14 protein-coding genes are annotated in these 19295 nt (G+C 42.2%); 13 read left to right on the top strand and 1 reads right to left on the bottom strand.

Going from position 1 to position 19295, the window contains the following annotated elements:
• The first annotated feature begins 245 nt into the window (after window positions 1-245).
• The 8 genes from AC04Q6_RS05630 to AC04Q6_RS05595 all read left to right on the top strand — a co-directional run bounded on the left by AC04Q6_RS05630 (window position 246) and on the right by AC04Q6_RS05595 (window position 9439).
• Window positions 246-1148 (top strand): DUF4428 domain-containing protein, encoded by a 903-nt coding sequence (locus AC04Q6_RS05630; RefSeq protein WP_476389581.1) that lies wholly within the window; start codon window positions 246-248, stop codon window positions 1146-1148.
• A 145-nt stretch (window positions 1149-1293) separates the two neighbouring features.
• On the top strand, window positions 1294-2961 hold the full coding sequence (locus tag AC04Q6_RS05625; RefSeq protein WP_216419231.1) for a histidine kinase N-terminal 7TM domain-containing protein: 1668 nt from the start codon (window positions 1294-1296) through the stop codon (window positions 2959-2961).
• Window positions 2958-4301, top strand: coding sequence for a sensor histidine kinase (locus AC04Q6_RS05620; protein ID WP_476389580.1), 1344 nt, complete (start codon window positions 2958-2960; stop codon window positions 4299-4301). The genes AC04Q6_RS05625 and AC04Q6_RS05620 overlap by 4 nt, the downstream gene beginning before the upstream one ends.
• Entirely contained in the window at window positions 4249-4875 is a 627-nt protein-coding gene (locus AC04Q6_RS05615) for a response regulator (protein WP_476389579.1), read from the top strand. The genes AC04Q6_RS05620 and AC04Q6_RS05615 overlap by 53 nt, the downstream gene beginning before the upstream one ends.
• 113 nt (window positions 4876-4988) lie before the next feature.
• Window positions 4989-5513 (top strand): hypothetical protein, encoded by a 525-nt coding sequence (locus AC04Q6_RS05610; RefSeq protein WP_118752731.1) that lies wholly within the window; start codon window positions 4989-4991, stop codon window positions 5511-5513.
• Window positions 5514-5932: 419 nt separating this feature from the next.
• On the top strand, window positions 5933-7897 hold the full coding sequence (rsxC, locus tag AC04Q6_RS05605) for an electron transport complex subunit RsxC (RefSeq protein ID WP_118168771.1): 1965 nt from the start codon (window positions 5933-5935) through the stop codon (window positions 7895-7897).
• Between the two features lies 1 nt (window position 7898).
• Window positions 7899-8519, top strand: a complete 621-nt coding sequence (locus tag AC04Q6_RS05600) for a methylenetetrahydrofolate reductase C-terminal domain-containing protein (RefSeq protein ID WP_021976351.1) — start codon at window positions 7899-7901, stop codon at window positions 8517-8519.
• Window positions 8520-8560: 41 nt separating this feature from the next.
• The gene (locus AC04Q6_RS05595) at window positions 8561-9439 is read left to right on the top strand and encodes a methylenetetrahydrofolate reductase (RefSeq protein ID WP_118071790.1); all 879 of its coding nucleotides are present in this window, start codon (window positions 8561-8563) and stop codon (window positions 9437-9439) included.
• Between the two features lie 276 nt (window positions 9440-9715).
• Here the strand turns inward: AC04Q6_RS05595 and AC04Q6_RS05590 are convergent, their stop codons facing one another.
• Entirely contained in the window at window positions 9716-11257 is a 1542-nt protein-coding gene (locus tag AC04Q6_RS05590; protein ID WP_144093697.1) for an extracellular solute-binding protein, read from the bottom strand.
• A gap of 63 nt (window positions 11258-11320) precedes the next feature.
• On the opposite strand from AC04Q6_RS05590, the gene AC04Q6_RS05585 reads away from it, so the two are divergent.
• From AC04Q6_RS05585 to AC04Q6_RS05565, 5 genes are all read left to right on the top strand, one after another.
• Complete coding sequence (locus AC04Q6_RS05585) at window positions 11321-13786, top strand: GH116 family glycosyl-hydrolase (RefSeq protein WP_118071788.1); 2466 nt, start codon at window positions 11321-11323, stop codon at window positions 13784-13786.
• A gap of 13 nt (window positions 13787-13799) precedes the next feature.
• Window positions 13800-15140 carry an ABC transporter substrate-binding protein gene (locus AC04Q6_RS05580; protein ID WP_118071787.1) on the top strand — a complete coding sequence of 447 codons (1341 nt, stop codon included), beginning with the start codon at window positions 13800-13802 and terminating at the stop codon, window positions 15138-15140.
• Window positions 15141-15206: 66 nt separating this feature from the next.
• Window positions 15207-16082, top strand: a complete 876-nt coding sequence (locus tag AC04Q6_RS05575) for a carbohydrate ABC transporter permease (RefSeq protein ID WP_118071786.1) — start codon at window positions 15207-15209, stop codon at window positions 16080-16082.
• 2 nt (window positions 16083-16084) lie between these two features.
• Window positions 16085-16927 (top strand): carbohydrate ABC transporter permease, encoded by an 843-nt coding sequence (locus AC04Q6_RS05570; protein WP_118071785.1) that lies wholly within the window; start codon window positions 16085-16087, stop codon window positions 16925-16927.
• A 4-nt stretch (window positions 16928-16931) separates the two neighbouring features.
• The gene (locus tag AC04Q6_RS05565) at window positions 16932-19250 is read left to right on the top strand and encodes a PfkB family carbohydrate kinase (RefSeq protein ID WP_118071784.1); all 2319 of its coding nucleotides are present in this window, start codon (window positions 16932-16934) and stop codon (window positions 19248-19250) included.
• The last annotated feature ends 45 nt before the right edge of the window (window positions 19251-19295 follow it).

Raw genomic sequence — 19295 nt, 5'->3', positions numbered from 1 at the left:
AGCCGCATATTTTTTGTAGCAATGACTTGACATCCTCGGGACGGTTGTGTCTGGCAGAGAGTATCCCATACGGCATATCCTGAACATATAGAAACAGACAGGATTTTTAGATACGAGCCTTATGATCCTGACATTGATATGAAGATGAATTCAGTTACTGTCAGAGATGCTAGTGCAAATGGCGAAGCATTCACGCATAATGTAGATAAACAAAAACACAAATATAAAAAGAAGGAGGATTGGGTATGGGTTTATTTGATAAGAAGATCTGTGATATCTGCGGAGAGAAAATAGGTTTATTGGGAAACAGAAAACTGGATGACGGAAATCTGTGTAAGGATTGTGCAAAAAAATTATCACCATGGTTTGAAGACCGGCGGCACAGTACGGTAGAGGATATCAAACGTCAACTGGAATATCGTGAAAAAAACAAAAAAGCCGTAATGGATTTTTGTATAACCCGTCAGATCAATACCAGAAATTATAATGTTTTTATTGATGATAATAAGGGGAATTTTACTGTTGCACGGAAGCTGGATGTCAATGAAAATCCGGACATAGTTCCTTTATCCGCTGTTGTGCAGTGCAGAGTTGATGTAGAGCGACAGCAGAACGAGGAAACATATACAACAAAGGATGGAGAAACCGTAAGCTATCAGCCACCGGTATATAAGTATGAATTTGATTATACTATGCGTATTAAAGTAAAAACTCCATGGTTTGATGATATGGATTTTCGTCTGAATACTTTTTCCATAAGCAGCGATAACAGAGGCGAATTGATGGAAGTGGAGCAGACAGGTCATCAGATCATAGCCGCTTTGACACCAAATGCGGCTGGAATGCAGCAGCCCGGAATGCAGATGAATAACGGAATGCAGCAGTCCGGGATGTACATGAACGATGGAATGCAGCAGTCCGGAATGAACATGAACAGTGGAATGCAGCAGTCCGGAATGAACATGAACAACGGAATGCAGCAGTCCGGAATGAACATGAATAGTGGAATGCAGCAGTCGGGAATGAATATGAACAACGGAATGCAGCAGTCGGGAATGCAGCAGCCCGGCGGTTTGTGGAAATGTCAGTGCGGTGCAGAGAATACCGGAAGGTTCTGCGAATACTGTGGCCAGCCAAGACCATTTTGAGGGATGATAGACAGAGTGGACAGAATTGTTCACTCTGTTTGTGACAACAGGGTTGAGAATGGATGATTTCTCTGAAAACTATATAATAAAATAGAGTTTTATAGTATACTTGTCACAGGGATGTATTAATGAGAGAGGAATTTTCATGACATACAATAAAAAAAGGGCACTGTCGTATGGAGGAATCCTGATAAGTGTATTGCTGGCGTATTTCTGCAGGCTGGTAAGACCGGAAAATGTTTTTATGAGAAATCTGGCAGATCAGTGTCGTAACTGTATTTATCTGGGAATGTATTGTGCCTGGGTGATCTATCTGGAAAAGCATGTAGTGCATAGAAAAACGCGCAGATGCCTGACTGCAATTGGCTGTCTGATGGTATTCTGGTTCTTTGTGCGGACGGTAAAATTTCATATTCTTCATGATCCGCTTGGAGAACATATCTGCTGGTATCTGTATTATATCCCGATGATCCTGATACCGGTCCTTGGACTGGCAGCAGCGATGTTTCTTGGTGAAAAGGACGGCGAGAAAACGGGCAGAAAAATTATTGTTTTGCTGGTTTTTGCGGTGATTATGATCGTCTGTGTTTTTACAAATGACCTGCATCAGCTGGTGTTTCGGTTTTCCGGGCGGCCTCCGTTTTCGGACAGAGATTACAGCTATGGTATTCTTTTTATAGTGATCCAGGGATGGATCATATTTTGCCTGATATGGATGGAAATTATGCTGATCAGAAAAAGCAGGATTCCGGGAAGGAAGCAATTTTGGCTGCCTGTCATTCCGGGAATATTGCTGCTGGGATGGAATATCGGGAATTTACTCCGTCTGCCCCTGATCAAAACAATTGCCGGGGATATGACAGCAGTATGCTGCCTTTTGATGGCGGCAATTTATCAGGGGTGTATATTATGCGGCCTGATACAGACAAATAATCGATATTTTGAATTATTCCAGACCTCCGGAGGACTGGATGCAGAGATTACGGATGATTCCTTTCAGCGATATTATCATTCCGGTGATTTTCCGGAGCTGTCACCGGAACTGCGTAAAATTGTAATAAACAGATCAGCTGTACAGGAACAGGGAATCCGGATCAACCATATTCCTATAAGAGGAGGACATTTGTTCTGGTCAGAAGATATTTCGGTGCTTCTGGATCAGTATCAGGATATCAGGGAACAGCAGGAGGAGCTGACTGCCAGAAATCGTCTGCTGCAGAAAACCTATCAGAAAGAGGCTGAGCGGAGAAAAACAGAAGAACAGAACCGGCTGCTGAACATGATACAGAATCAGACAGCTGGGCAGCTGGAATTGCTGTCACAGCTGATGGATGAGCTGGAAAGAACGGAGTCAAGGGAACACTATGACCGGATCCTGGGAAAGATCGTGGTTGTTGGTACATATTTAAAGAGAAGAAAAAATCTGGTATTGACACAATATGCATCAGACGGAAATCTGCTTACAATGGAGGATCTCAGACAGAGTCTTGCGGAATCCTGTGACAGCTTAAAATTATGTAAGATCCGGGCAGCTTATTATGTAGAAAATGGTGAAGTGCAGCTGAATGCAGATGATATACTAAAATGCTATGATACCTTTGAATGGCTTGTGGAACGATTGTTTGATACAATGCAGTCTGTTTTTTACCGTGTGTCGCAGATCGATGATGCTCTGCGGATTTCGGTTCATATTGTAGCAGAAGCAGATCTTCGGGGATTAATGTCAGAAAGACCGGAATTAAATGTGCAGCAGGAAGATGAAAACGAATGGTTTATCGGATGCATCGTATTCAGAAAGAGAGGCGGAAGATGACTGATTTTGCGGAATGCAGTATGGCAATGCAGGATTTTTTGATGATCCTTCTTGAAATCTGCCTGATTCTGGAATTGATTCTTCTGTTGATCAGGATAACCTGTTTTTACGGGAAAAAGAAAATTATAACAGCAGTGACTGTTTTTGCAGTTTCTTTTATGCTTATGGGGTTCCTGATGAATGATCACAGATATTGTCATGGGGAAAGCGCATATCAGCCAATGCTCCGGGGGTGTCCGGTCAGTGTTTTGATGGCAGCGATGGTGGTATTGTTGCTTTATCTTTGCTGGGCAATCTGGAGAGAGAGACGTAGATATCATCATTCTCTGTCTTACTGGTCTGTGAATGAAGCTGTTGATGATGTTCCCTGTGGGGTGTGTTTTTCGGATCCTCTTGGAAGGATTGTTTTATGCAACACCAAGATGCATGAACTGAGCAGGATAATGACAGGCTCCTATCTGCAGGATTATGAAGCATTGCGGAAAGTAATAAATGGAGGATCCGAAGCAGAGGGACTTCGCAGATTAAATAGTGACAGTAATGTATTTTATTTTCCGGATGATTCCGTCTGGATGTTTCAGGAATATCGTCTGCAGGAGCCGGATTGTGCAGGATATCTGCAGACAGTGGCAGTTAATGTATCAGAAATTTATTACAATGGTGAAAAAATCAGAGCAAATAATGAAAAGCTGGAAATCCTGAATCATAAGCTGGAGGAAATGTATGAAAAAATCGGAGATAAAATAAGAGAGCAGGAGACACTTGTCATGAAAATGCAGGTTCATGACAATTTTGGCCGAAGCCTTCTGTCAATACGCAGGATATTGGAAAGAAAAGAAAATCAGGATAAAATGGATGAACAGCTATCTGCACTAAAGCATCTGGTCTATATTCTTACAGATTCTTCTGTTGAGAATATGGAAGAATTATGCGCGGATACGATCAGGCATGCAGAAGAACTTGGAATTTATGTTCAGATCAGCGGGAATTTCCCTCAGCATCCCTCCTACAGGCTGCTGACAGACAGAGCGATCCGTGAATGTGTGACAAATTGTGCCAGACATGCCCATGGAAGTACGGTTCTGGTGAAGATAGAAAAAGGTGCAAATGAATACAGCATCCGGATAACGAATGATGGAGATGCACCTGAAAAAAATGCAGAAGAAGGTGGTGGTCTGTCTGCACTGAGAAAAGCTGCGGAGTCAGAGAAATGTATTATGCAGGTTTCTTTTTCGCCGGAGTTTTGTCTGGTGTTGAAAATGCCACTGACAGAAAGGATGGGAGTCTATGGTACGGATACTGATAGTAGAAGATCAGAGGATCATGCAGAAGTATTTTGAAAGTATTATTATGCGGGAACCGGAATTCCGACATGTCCAGACAGTTTCGGATGCCTGTGAAGCTGTAAAGATCTGCTCTTACTCGGCAATTGATCTTGTACTTATGGATGTGCAGACATTTCATAATCATGATGGGCTGAGTGCCGGAAAGATCATCAGGGAAAAATATCCATATATAAGGGTATTGGTTGTTACTTCGCTGATCGATCCCAAGGTGCTGGAAAGAGCAAAGAGCGGATGTGCAGACAGTCTATGGTATAAGGATCACGGTGAAGAGGAAATACGGAGTGTGATCTACAGAACGTTAAATGGGGAGCATGTATTTCCGGATGTGGCACCGGAGGTGGAACTTAACTGGATCACAAGCGGTGATATCAGTCCCAGACAGCTGGAGATGCTGCGCCTGTATATTCACGGGATGTCATATTCCGAGATCGCAAGGAAAATGGACTGTTCTGCTTCTGGGGTGAGATGGAATTTTCAGGAAATGATCGCCAAGGCGGGATACAGCTGTAAAGAGGATCTGATAGCAGCTGCACTGGAAAGTAAACTGATCGTAACCACACTGAAATAGAAGATCCACAGAATGCAGAAACATATTCAGACAGAGGAAATTTGGCGTGAGCTGACGGAGCATTCATAAATACATCATAAAATTTTGAATAATAGAAGAAAGAGGAAACAGACATGAGTGATTTTTTGACAGAAAAAAATAAAAAAACAGGAATACTGGGGAAACTGAAATGGGTTCTTTGTGGCTTTTTTATACTTTTTTCCCTGGGAGCTATTGGCGCATCGGAGAAGTATATCCGTGAAGGGCGCTGGGGAATGGCAGCAACAGAGATCATACTTGGATTGCTGTTTCTGTATCCGACCTTCCGGGAGATACAAAAAACATTAAAGAAGAAAAAAGCCGGAGAAATCGCCTGCTGGTTTGAATCCTATGCTCAGAATACCGTCTCATTTGAAAAGCTTGAGCAGGAACTGGGAAAAGGTGCAGTGAAAAAGCTGGAAAAATTTATTGCCGGGGGATATATCCGGAATATCCAGATAGACAGAGAAGGAAATTATATTATGATCACTGCACCGAACAGACGCGTAAATGAGAAGATCTATATTACAGTTACCTGCCCCAGCTGCGGTGCAAAGAATCAGGTAATAAAAGGTCGTCTGAGCACCTGTGAATATTGCGGACAGCGTCTTACCCCATGACAAAAGACACCTTTCGGATCTGCCCTGTTAAAGATAAAATCCTTGTGCAATATGCTCAATGCATAAAAAGGATATTTTATAAACAAAATTATATAAGTTGCATATAACTAACGCATACGGCATAACAGAAGTTGTACAAATATCCGTACACCCATAGACGATTGGGATGAAATCATAGAATAATTTTATAAAAATGGCTAATAAAACTGGATAATATGTTCAAATTATGTTACATTTATTATAGCAGTCAGAGGAAATACTGCGGCCTTTTTGTGGTCGGGATTTCCGGAGGGGCTGAACAAATAACATAGAACTTATTTATTTGGTTTTATTGTTTCTTTCCTGGGAGTGCAGAGAAGGAGGGAACGGATAAGAGCAGATAATCATAAGGATATAATCTTTATAAGGAAGGTGAGCAATTGGAAAACTATACTAAGTACAAGCTGAAAAGCAGTGATGAGCTTGCATCAGTGCTGAACGGCAGGGACAATCTGTTTGTAATCGCCTGTAACAAGTGTTTCAAGGAATTTGAGACCGTTGACGAACCGGATTGCGAAGAATTCCTGAAATTTGCTGCGGAGCAGGGAAAAACCGTCACAGGCAGTGCGAAATTCGATTTTCTGTGTAACAAGATGCACACAGAAAGAAAATTACAGGATCTGCTTCCGGAAGGTACAGAGAATGTAGTTGTGATCTCCTGTGGTCTTGGTATCCAGACTGTTGCAGATCTGGCCGGTAAGCCGGTGATCGCAGCAAGTAATACCCTTAACTACAGAGGCCATCACGGCATGGCACTTACCAAAAAGAGCTGTGATGCATGTGCACAGTGCTATCTGAACATTACCGGAGGCGTCTGTCCTATCGTCGACTGTTCCAAGAGTCTTGTGAATGGACAGTGCGGCGGAGCAAAGAACGGTAAATGTGAAGTAGACCCGAATAAAGACTGTGCATGGGAAAAGATCTACCAGAGACTGGCAAAACAGGGCCGTCTGGAAGAGTTCCTGAACCAGCCGGTACAGGTACGTGATTACTCCAAGGTTAACTTCAAGGTGATCAACGATTACGTGAAGTCTATCAGAGAAGACAGACTGAACGGATACTATGGCGGCGTTCATCCGTCAGAGCACAAGGAATTCAGCGAGCATATCGCACTGAAGAAATTCCCGGATCCGAAGACTGTAGTGATCTCCATGTCCCAGCATCTTGGTGCACCTGCCAACCCGATCGTAGAGGTAGGCGACACTGTAAAAGTCGGACAGAAGATCGGCGAAGCTGCCGGATTTATCAGCGCACCGGTACACTCCAGCGTAAGCGGAACCGTAGTTGCCGTTGAGCCACGTATGCATGGCACAAGAGGCAGTGAAGTCATGGCTGTTGTCATTGAATCGGATGGAAAAAATACTCTGCACGAATCCGTACAGCCACATGGTGACCTTGATAATCTGACTCCGGATGAGATCATTGAGATTGTAAAAGAAGCAGGAATCGTTGGTATGGGTGGTGCAGGCTTCCCGACCTGTGTCAAACTGAAACCAGCCAAACCAGTTGATACCATTCTACTCAATGGATGCGAATGTGAGCCATATTTAACAGCAGACCACAAGGTTCTCCTTGAGTTTGCAGATGACATTATTTTTGGTCTGAAAGCGATCCTGAAGACAACAGGTGCCGAGAAGGGTATCATTGTCATTGAGGATAACAAGCAGGATGCCATCGAATTAATGCAGGAAAAAGTTGCCAATATCGGAAACATGGAAGTATTTGTCGCAAGAACCAAATACCCGCAGGGCGCTGAGAAGACTCTCATCAAGCGCGTTATGGGCAGAAAAGTTCCAAGTGGCGGTCTCCCGGCAGATGTTGGCGTTATCGTAGATAATATCAGTACCGTAAAAGCAATCTCCGATGCAATCCAGAAGGGTATGCCTCTGATCGAGCGTGTTACAACAATAACAGGCGAGAAGATCAAGAATCCTGGCAACTTTATCATCAAGATCGGTACCAGCGTAAAAGAGCTAATCGATTACTGCGGCGGATTTACAGATGACGATGTTCTGGTCAAGATGGGCGGACCTATGATGGGATTCCCTCTGAACACTCTGGATGTACCTATGATGAAGGGCTCCAACGGTATCATCGCCATTGATACAGACGAGACCAAAGAGCAGCCATGTATCAAGTGCGGACGCTGCGTGGATGTATGTCCGATGGAACTTTCTCCTCTGTATTTCGTTAAATATGCGAAAGAAGAGAACTGGCAGGGCATGAAAGACATGAATGTCATGGACTGTGTTGAGTGCAGATGCTGTCAGTATATCTGTTCTTCCAAGATTCCGATCATTAACAGTATCAAAGCCGGAAAAAATGCAGTAAGGGGGATGAAGTGATATGTTGATTACCCAGTTAAAAGCAAAAGAAACTATCGTATCACTGGCAGCCGGAAAGAAAGTTTTTATCATCAACTGCCATGGATGCAAGGAAGTTCGTTTTCCGGAAAAAGAAGCTGTTGAACTTCAGAAGGAGCTTTCCGCTGAAGGAAATGTGACAGGGATCATGACAACGGATTATATCTGTAATCCGGAAAATATGCAGTTACGTCTTCAGAAACATATGGATAAGATCAGGGAAGCGGATCTGGTCTTGGTATTCTCCTGTGGCGTTGGTGTACAGACCATCGCAGAATATCTGGAAGACAAAATGGTATGCGCAGCCTGCGATACATACCCGGTACCTGGTTTCCAGGGTGTAACACCGTTAGAATATAAATGTGACCAGTGTGGTGAGTGTTATCTGAACCTTACTGGCGGGATCTGCCCGATCACAGCATGCTCCAAGAGTCTTGTCAACGGCCAGTGCGGCGGTTCCAAGAATGGTAAATGCGAAGTGGACAGTGACATGGAGTGTGGATGGGAACGCATCTACAGACGTCTGAAAGAGATCGGACGCCTTGACGCACTGAAATGCCCGACACAGATCCACAATTTTGCTACAGATGATGAAGTGAAATAACAGGTTAATCCTAAATTTTTAATGATTGGAGCAAATATAATATGAAAATGAAAGAATTATTCGATCGTGGTGAATTTGCAGTTTCAGCAGAAGTAGGACCGCCGAAAGGAATCCATGTAGATGAGCTGGTAGAAGAAGCCAAAACATACCTTACAGGTGTTCATGCAGTTAACGTAACAGATAACCAGTCTTCTGTTATGCGTCTTGGATCTCTTGCAATGTGTAAGGTTCTTAAAGATGCAGGCATGAATCCCATTTTCCAGCTTGCATGCCGTGACAGAAACCGTATCGCTCTGGAGTCTGATCTTCTCAGCGCAGCTATGTTTGGTATTGACAATATTCTCTGTCTTACCGGTGATCATACTAAAATGGGCGATCATCCTCAGGCAAAACCGGTATTCGACCTTGATTCCGTATCTCTTCTTCACACAGTGAAGCTTCTGGAGTCTGGCGTAGATCTTGGTGGAAACCAGCTTGTTGGAGAGCCTCCGAAATTCTCCAAGGGTGCTGTTGTTTCTCCATGCAGTGATTCTGTTGATGCACAGCTTGCGAAGATGGAGAGAAAGGTTGCAGCAGGCGCTGACTATTTCCAGACACAGGCTGTATTCGAGCCGGAGAAATTTATCAAATTTATGGAAAAAGCAAAACAGTTCGGAAAACCTGTACAGGTTGGAATTATTATTCCGAAGTCCGCTGGAATGGCGAAATTCATGAATAACAATGTTGCCGGCATTCATGTTCCGGATGAGATGATCGAGGAGCTGAAGGCAGACAAAGAAAAGACAAAAGCTGGAATTACCGGTGTTGAGATCGCTGCACGTATTATCAAAGAGTGCAAGCCATACTGCCAGGGTGTTCATATCATGGCACTTGGCTGGGAGTCCAAGATTCCGGATCTGCTGAAATTAGCTGAAATCTAAAATTAAAATTACACGGGCCGTCTGAACCATGAATGCAGGAATCTGCGTTTGTGGAGGATGGCTCGTTTTTTGCTTACTATGAAAATAGTATTGTTTTAAACAGAAATAAACGATATAATTTTATTATTGGGAAGTGAACGGGAGGTACCGGGATGGAAAAGATTATCCCTTTGGAAATCTGTGCGGATATTAAGATCTATGATTATAAGAAAAAAGTAAAATATGATGAGAAATAGGCTAAGGGTAAATGAATTTATTTATCCTTAGCCTAAATTATTAGCTTTGTTGATAATAATTATGCCGGTAAAGATGATCGTCTACCTGCTGCGCCAGGTGGTCCATTTCCTTTTGTGCATCAGCACCCATGGCAACATTATAAAACGCATAGGAAAACTGCTTACTGAAGAAAGGATATGCGGGGGTCTGCGGTCTGGTAAAAGAGGTATTCCGTAATTGGGAAAATAAAATATTGCTGTTGCCGGAACCGGCCTGAAAGCTGTCCATTACGTCATAAATCTCTTTTAAAACGGGAATACCCGTTAACTGACTGATCTTCAACTGGTTCTGCAGACTGAAAACATAACGGATAAATTCACAACATTCTTTGGGATATTGTGTCTGTCTGGACATGCATAATCCCCAGCTTCCATGGGGCGAAGCTGCTTTTATACCATGGGGAAGAGGAATTATGCCGATATTGCTATTTCTTTTCCGCGATTGAAAATAAGCACTGGGCAGGGAAAGACTCATGGCAAAGTGTTCAGGGAAATGAGCACTGAGATTTTCCACATGGGTATAATGATATTTATGAAATAATTCGCCCAGCCAATTCATGGCAGCGACGGAGGCTGGAGAGTTAATATATCCAGAGGTTGCCGTCAGCGTATCGTTAAAAAAACTGCCATTGTTTTGCACGATAAATGGCAATCCTGCATAGCTGTTCCATTCTCCGGATTTTGGAGAAAGACCACGTCCGGAGTCCATAAGCAAAGGATAGGGAAAAGAGGTTTTGGCCTGTATTGTATGGCAGACATTCAGAAACTCATCCCAGCTCCAGGCATCTTCCGCAGAAGTCGGAATGCGGATACCAAGGGAATGGAACAACTCCTTGTTATACAGAATACATAAAGTGGATTCCGTATAACCCAGATGATATAGCTTTCCCTGATAGGTTCCCTGTGTCACAATGGGAGACAGAAAAGAGGATAGGAAAGACGAATCCATATATCCATCAAACGGCAGCAGAGAATTCATATATGCCCAATAGGGGACATCAGGACCGTCCAGAGACAGAATATCCGGGGCATTTCCACTAGTAAAGCTCTGCAATAGCGAGTCACGCAGAGGAACCTTATCGTTGGTGAGAAAAGTCGGTGTTACGGAAAATTCGGAAGAGGTCAGATTAAATTGTTCGATCAGAGAGACCCAAAAATGTTTCTCATTATCTTCCATAGGACATAAATAAATTGATAGGTTTATTTTATCTTTGGAGCGGTCTGTTACAAAAGTGCCTTTTCCTTGCTGACGTATAATATATCCTTCAGATTCCAGACATTTCAGGGCTTGTGTAACAGTGCTTTTACTTACATTTAAAGTACGCATTAATTCATTGTCGGAAGGGATGAGATCGCCGGGACGATAATATCCGCTTTCGATTTTCTGGACAAATTCATTTTTTATAAGCATGTATTTTGGTGTTCTGGTGTTCATAAAATCCCTCGCATTTTGAAAAAGTGATTGACAATATATTTTTGCTATGCTAATATCATAGCATAAGTTATTCGAACAAACAAGAACAAATAAAAAAACTCTCTGCAAAAGCGGAGAGTTAAAAAATAAAACTGGTTAGTCGAACAACCGAACAACCAAAAGGAGGAGAAGATGAAAAAAACATTTTCAAAAGAGATATTGTTTGACAGAACACCGCGGGTCTTTAAGCGGGATGCAACGGAAGTCCGTTTTTTGCTGGGCGGAATCGGAACAGGTAATTTCTCTGTAAATTCAAGAGGAAAGTTCCTTGACTGGGAAATCTTTAACTGGCCTTCGAAAAATACGAAATTTCCCCTTTCCTTTTTTGCAATCCGTACGGAAAACAAAGAACTGGAAAGACCTATATCGAAAATTCTGGAATCGAGAATGGTTCCGCCATATACCAGCTCGCACGGATACCTTCAGGCTGAATTAGTAAATCTGCCAAGAATGGAAGATTCGGAACTGATTTGTGAATATCCTTTTGCAAGAGTGAATTTCAAAGATTCCGAATTGCCCGTAAAAGTGTCAATGGAAGCATATACACCGTTTATTCCTTTAAATACAGATGATTCCAGTATTCCCTGTGCAATTATCCGATACACGGTGAAAAATATTGCAGACTGTCCGACCAAAGTAAGCCTGGTAGGCACACTTCCCAATGCATCTGGTTTTGAAGGATATGATGTTATTGAGAACCTGAAGCTGGCCGACAGCGTAAAAAATGAATATCGGGAATTTGATGATGTGAAGGGATTGTATTATTCACCCGAACATTTGAAAGAGGATCATCTACGGTATGGAAACATGGCGATTCTGACCAGTGGATCCAAAGTAACCTATAAAACACAATGGTTTGACGGCGAATGGGTGGATGGAATACAGGATTTCTGGGATGACTTTACCAGTGATGGACGATTGGAAAAAGAGACCGTATCTGACAGTGTGGGGTGTGAATTTGCACAATTTCATAATTTCAGTTTCCTGAAAAGAAGAGAAAAGATCGGATCCATCGGAGCCTGGGAAGAACTTCAGCCAGGAGAAGAAAGAACTTTTGAATTTGTCATTACATGGTATTTTCCTAACAGAGTAAAGGCATGGATTGAATTTGATGAGGACTACGAGAAATTCCAGCGCGGTGAATACGGAACAGTGAGAAATTACTATGCAACAAAATTTACAGATGCATGGGATGTAGCAAAATATGTATACCATAATAAGGAACGACTGGAATCCGACAGCAGAAAATTTGCCGATGCTATGTTCCATAAGACTACATTACCTTATTATGTGGTGGATGCTCTGACTGCAAACATTACGAATCTTCGAAGTAATTTATGTTTCCGGCTGGAAGATGGAACCTTTGCCGGATTTGAAGGGATACGAGACTATATAGGCTGCGGTTACGGTAGTGTGCCTCATGTATGGAATTATGCACAGACGGTTGCATTTCTGTTCCCGGATCTTGAAAAAACAATGCGTAATGTAGAATTTTTGAGAGAAACAGATGAGACAGGATGTATGTCTACACGAATGTTTTCCGTATTTGATCAGGAACGGTATGCAATGGTTCCGGCCTGTGATGGAGAACTTGGAAGTGTTGTTCGTGTCTACCGGGATTTCAAGAATCTCGGGGATGTGGAATTTTTAAAGACCATTTGGCCCAAAGTAGTGTTGGCAATGGAATATGCCCTGAAACAATGGGATCTGGATGGAGACGATGTACTGGATGGTCAGCAGAATACAACCTATGATATTGAATTCTACGGGCCGAATCCTATGACGGACAGTATCTTCCTGGCAGCACTGAAATGCTGTGAAGAAATGGCTGAGATCGTAGGGGATGAAGAACATCATCAGTTATACGCAGATGCTTACGCAAAAGGAGCTGCAAGAGCCGATGAACTGATGTTTGACGGGGAATATTATATTCAGGTACAGAAGGAGATTGATAAATATAAATATCAATTCGGAAAAGGCTGCCTGTCAGATCAGCTTCTCGGACAGTTTCTGGCATATATGGCCGGAATCGGGGAAATTTTACCGAAAGAGCATGTAAAATCTGCGATGGAATCCGTATTCAAGTATAATTACAAAACGGATTTTTATCATACGGACAGTGTGCACAGAGCATATGCAATCAATGAAGAGCATGGAATGGTAGTAGCTACCTGGCCGAAAGGCGGCAGGCCTAAATTCCCGTTATCCTATGCCGGAGAGGTGTGGACAGGAGTAGAGTATGAAGTAGCCGTTAATCTGATTTATTCAGGTTGTGTAGAAGAGGGTCTGACGGTGGTAAAGTCAATTCGGGATCGTTATGACGGATACAAGAGGAATCCGTTCAGCGAGATCGAGTCCGGTCATCATTATTGCAGGGCAATGGCAAGCTGGGGAGTGCTGAATGCATTATTGGGACTGCAAAGTGATATGTATCGCGGAACCTTGTCATTCCATCCTGCAATAGAAGGTGAAATGTCCAGCTTCTTCATTTGTGGAAAAGCATGGGGTATCTACAGTCAGAAGGAAGAGAATGGGAAAATGTGCAAACATATTGACATCCTATATGGGACGTTAGATGATATTCATCTACAAGAATAAGGGGGGTACAATTATGATGAAAAGTATTTGGAGGAAAATGATGGCACTGACTTGTGCGGCCGCTACGCTGTTTACAATGGCAGGATGCGGAAATGCAGAAGGGACTGAAGGCGGTGCAGAGACGATGGAAAGCTCTACGACCGCAGATGAGTCCGGACAGATTACGATCGAGTTTGCAGAGCATGTTGCTGATATTCAGGCACAGGAGCCGCATCTGCAGAAGATTATCACCGCCTTTGAAGAAAGCCATCCGGGGATTAAAATTGATATTACGGGCAAAGAAGTGTCCGAGCATAAGACACAGATGACTTTACTGGCAGGAGAAAATAAGCTTCCGGATGTATTTTGGCTGGAGCAGGCAACCGCAAAGGAGTTTGCACAGAATGGGTATTTATATGATCTGACGGATGCATTGGATCAGTATGGTATCAATGACAGCCTTCTTCCCGGACTGGTGCATGCATGTACCGTTGATGGCAAAGATATGGGAATGCCCAGTGAAGTTATGATGGTAGGATTTTATTATAACAAAGATCTCTTCCAGCAGGCAGGAATCGAAAAAGCGCCTGTTACCTATGAAGAGTTCCTGGATGTGGTAGATAAGCTCAATGCAGCCGGAATCACACCGCTGACCGTGGGGGCGCAGGATAATTACAGTATCTGGGCATTTGAGACAATGCTGGCAAGATATGGATTCTTTGAAAAGCTTGACGGCCTGAGGGACGGAAGCATTTCCTGGAATAACGAAGATTTTATTCACTATTTTGAAAAAGTAGAAGAAATGCGTGAAAAGGGAACTTTCACAAAGGACATTTCCAATATGGGATATTTTGAAGCAAAAGAGCAGTTCCTGGGTGGAAATGCAGCAATGTTCAATTCCGGAGCATGGGATATCGGTGAATTTGAGAAAAGTGATATGGCTTCTAAAATCGGATTCTTCTGGGGACCTACCTTTTCCGACAGCCAGTATGAGCAGCAGATCGGAATCAAGGCATCCGGCGGTGTTTATGTAGTATCTTCAAAGGCAGCAGAAGATCCTGCGTTGTTAGATGCAATTATGCAGTTCTGGCAGTTCTATTACGGCGAAGAGGGAACCAGGATCATTGCTGAGGATACTGCGACATTACCGTGCTCTACATATAATGGACAGATTGATGAGAGCCAGCATCCTGTACTTTCCACGATGATCACGGCATTAAATGATGATTGGAAAGCAGTAACGGAGCCGTTTAATTCACTTTCATCCAATGTGGCATATGGATATTTTGATGCTACCTTCGGTGTTATGACCGGCGTTTACACACCGGAAGAAGCAGCTGATTATGTAGAAAATTTACAAAGTGCTGAAAGATAAAATCAAAGGAACGGTATGAAATTAAGTAATACCGTTCTTCTCTATAAAATGGAAAGGGAGAAAGCTATGTATTGGTTGAGTACAAAGAAAGCAAAAATCATTATGCTGCTTCCGACTCTTATGATTTATGCAGTATTTATTATTATTCCTGTGTTTATCGCAATTTATTATAGCTTTACGGACTACAGTGGTCTTGGAAAAGCATCCTTTGTGGGAATAAAAAACTATATTGCTATGTTCCATGATAAGCTATTTCTGATCGCATTGAAAAATACATTTTTGGTATTGTTGTTCAGTGTGATATTCCTGATCATTGGATCTTTTATGGCAGCATTATTGATGAACAAGAATTTTCATGGAAACGCATTTTTTAAAATGGTGATTTTTGCTCCCTACGTCATAGCACCTATTATCATAGGAATTATCTGGGGATATATCCTGAATCCTAATTATGGGCTGGTAAATAGTGTATTGCGTAAAATAGGACTGGATATGCTTGCGATTGAATGGATCGGTGGAACTAAATGGTCTCCATTGTCGTTGGCAATGGTATTCACATGGCAGGTACTGGGTTTCCATGGAACTATTTTTTTATCCGGAATCAAAGCAATACCGGGAGATATTTACGAAGCTTGTGATATGGATGGAGCCAATTTGTTACAACGCTTGTTTTATGTGACAATTCCTATGCTGAAAGAGACTTTTATTATTAATATTGTTCTGGCGGTAACAGGCGTATTTAAAATATATGAACTGGTATATCAGATGACAGGCGGAGGACCTGCTCATGAGTCGGAGCTGCTTACCTCATATATGTATTTTACAGTATTTACATCCAGAAGGTATGGATATGGAATGGCAATTGCGGTTGCAATTCTGTTGCTTTCAATTCTGGGCTCGTTTTCCTATATTAAGATCACAACGAGGAAGCAAAGGAGTTAAATATGAGAAACAAGAGAATATCGATAAAAAAAGTCATTTTTTACATATGTCTGCTGGGATTGATTATTCTTTTGGTCATGCCCATACTGTGGGCTATGTTGCTTTCATTAAAGACAAATAATGAGATTGTCAACAGCCCACTTTCTTTGCCGCAGACAATAAGATTTGAGAATTATCAGCGTGCGATTGATACTATTGATTTTTCCAGAATGTATTTTAACACGATTTTACTGGTAGTAGTATCTACTTTTTTCAGTATTTTATTTACTTTTATGAGTTCGTTCGCAATTTCCAGAATGGTTTTTCGAAACCACAAGACATCAGAAACATTGTATCTTTTCCTGCTGATCGGGATTGGCATCCCTATTTATGTACTGCTGTTTCCGGTATATCGGATTGATTCACTGATGGGAATCCTTGGAACACGGTTGGGACTGATCTTACCGTATGTTGCAGTGAATATCTCGTTCAATACCTTACTGTTTACCGGGTTTTTGAGAGATATCCCCGGAGAATTGGAAGAAGCAGCAATTATCGACGGCTGCAATCTATTTAACCTATGTACCAAAGTGGTGATTCCGGTTATGAAACCCACGTTCGTGACGATCATTATTTTTAATGCAGTTTATATTTACAATGAGTTCCCGTTTGCATCAACCTTTATTCAGAATAATGTCTTAAACACCGTGTCGTTAATGACATCTATGTTTAAAGGACAATATTCCATGGATTACAGTGGGATCATTGCAGCGAGTCTGATGATCATACTTCCTGAATTAGTATTTTATGTCATTTTGCAGAAGTATATTATAAGTGGTATGACTGCAGGAGCAGTGAAAGGATAAGAAAATGAGAGAAATCGTAAGACCATCCCTACATTTTACACCACAGAAAGGCTGGATCAATGACCCTAATGGATTAGTGTTTTTTAAAGGACAATATCATATATTTTATCAGTATAATCCGTACCATGATAGCTGGGACAGTATGCACTGGGGGCATGCGGTAAGCCGGGACCTGATACACTGGGACGAATTGGAACCGGCACTGGTCCCCGATATGCCCTATGATAACGATAAAAACGGTGGATGCTTTTCCGGATCGGTTGTTGTACAGGATAATCAGCTATTTTTATTCTATACAGGAAGAACGGAAGATGAAACCGGTATTTTTGAGACGCAAAATCTTGCGGTGTCAAAGGATGGGAGACATTTCGTAAAGATAGAAGAAAACCCGTTGATAAATGAAGTCCCGGAAAAGGGAGGAAGAGATTTTCGAGATCCCAAGGTGTTTTTCGCGCAAGGAAAATGGAGAATGATCTGCGGAGGATCCACCGGAAGAATTGAACATCCAGAGAGCCGCGGAAGAATTTATCTTTTCTCTTCTACCGATCTGTATCATTGGACGTATAGCGGAATTTTGTACGAAGCAGAGCCTGGTGAGGGCAGAATGTTTGAATGTCCGGATGCCTTCTGCCTTGACGATGTCTGGTTTTTGACAGCTTCGCCGATGTATGAAAAAGACAGTGCAACGACGCTATATCTGTCCGGACAGGTGGATTTTGACAAATGTGAATTCCATAAAAAGATAAGCGGAACCTTGGATCTTGGAACTCATTATTATGCAGCACAGACATATCCGGTATTGAATGGGGAAATTCGGTCTGTTGCCTGGCTGGGAGGCTGGTTGTGGATGCCCTGGATCCGGGATTTCGGTCCCAAGGAAGGGTATCGTGGAATACTGGATGTATCACGAGTATGGTATTTAGATGATAACAGGCGTTTGTGTGCAAAAGTGGCTGATAAAGTGAAAGATGAGATGAAGCTCTTCCGCAGAACATTGGAAAAACATTGGACCGGTGAAAACATACCACCGCAAAGTCAGCCAGTAATGGTGGAATTGAAGGGAAAGCTGCCGGGAGATGGAGAGTTATTGTGCATTGATCTATATGATACAGATAGACATACCGTGACAATATGCTTTGATTATTCAAAGAAAGAAATGACCGTGAATTATAACCGGGCAGACACAGCTTCCAGATATGGTATACGAACTGTTTCCTGTGAAATGATGGAAAAAGAAACAGATATTGATATCCTCATAGACGGAAATACATTTACATTATTGTGGGAGCATGGTCTGTATCGTTATACAGGAAAATTATACCCACAAGGAAATATAGGCGTAGATATAAAATATAGGGCAAAACGGCATTATGATATTACCTCTCTGGGAGAGATATTGATTGATTTTACCGGGAAAAAAGAGAGTGAAAGACAAACATTGTCTTATACACAAAATCCGGGAGGTGCACCTGCTAATGTTGTGGTCGCGGCACAACGGCTGGGTGCCCAAACAGCATTTATCGGAAAAGTAGGAGAAGATTTCCTGGGTGATTTCTTAAAGGAAACACTGGATAAATGCGGTGTATCAACCGAAGGATTAATAAGTGATGCTGACTATTTTACAACACTTGCTTTTGTTAAACTGGCAGATAACGGAGAACGAAATTTTGCGTTTGCCAGAAAACCCGGAGCAGATATCAGACTGAAGGCTGAGGAAGTACGGAAAGATATAATCTGCCAAAGCCGTATTTTTCATGTAGGATCTTTGTCGTTAACAGATGAACTATCCAGAAATGCAGAGTTTATTGCATTAAAAGCTGCGAAAAATAATGGAATAATTATTTCTTATGATCCGAATTACAGAGCCAGTTTGTGGGATTCACAGGAAGAAGCCTGTAAATGGATGAGAAGTATTTTAGAATATGCAGATATCGTTAAAGTATCAGAAGAAGAGATTGAGCTCTTAACAGGTTATACGGATGTTCGGAAAGCAGCAGAGAGCATAACAGAGTATGGTGCAAAAATAGTACTCATTACTTTAGGCGAAAAAGGATCGTTTGTATATCTGCAGGATCAGCAGGAAGCATATGTTTCAGGTTATTCCAGCAAAGTTGTGGATACCACCGGTGCCGGAGATTCTTTTATGGGAGGCTTTTTATATAAGATTTGTGAATCCGGTAAGCGTATAGAAGAATATTCTTTACAGGAAATGATAGAATGTGTCCGCTTTGGAAATGCGATGGCTTCCCTATGTGTTGAGAGAGAAGGAGCAATACCTGCGATGCCTGTAATGGAAGAAGTGATTAAGAGGATCAATAGCTAACATAATCCGATCGATTGACAGCAAGAAGGAGCAACTCTGCAGTAC

The organism is Blautia sp. HA9023, assembly GCF_056504095.1.
The sequence above is the reverse complement of the archived record's forward strand: the minus strand, read 5'-3'. Positions and strand labels throughout refer to the sequence as shown.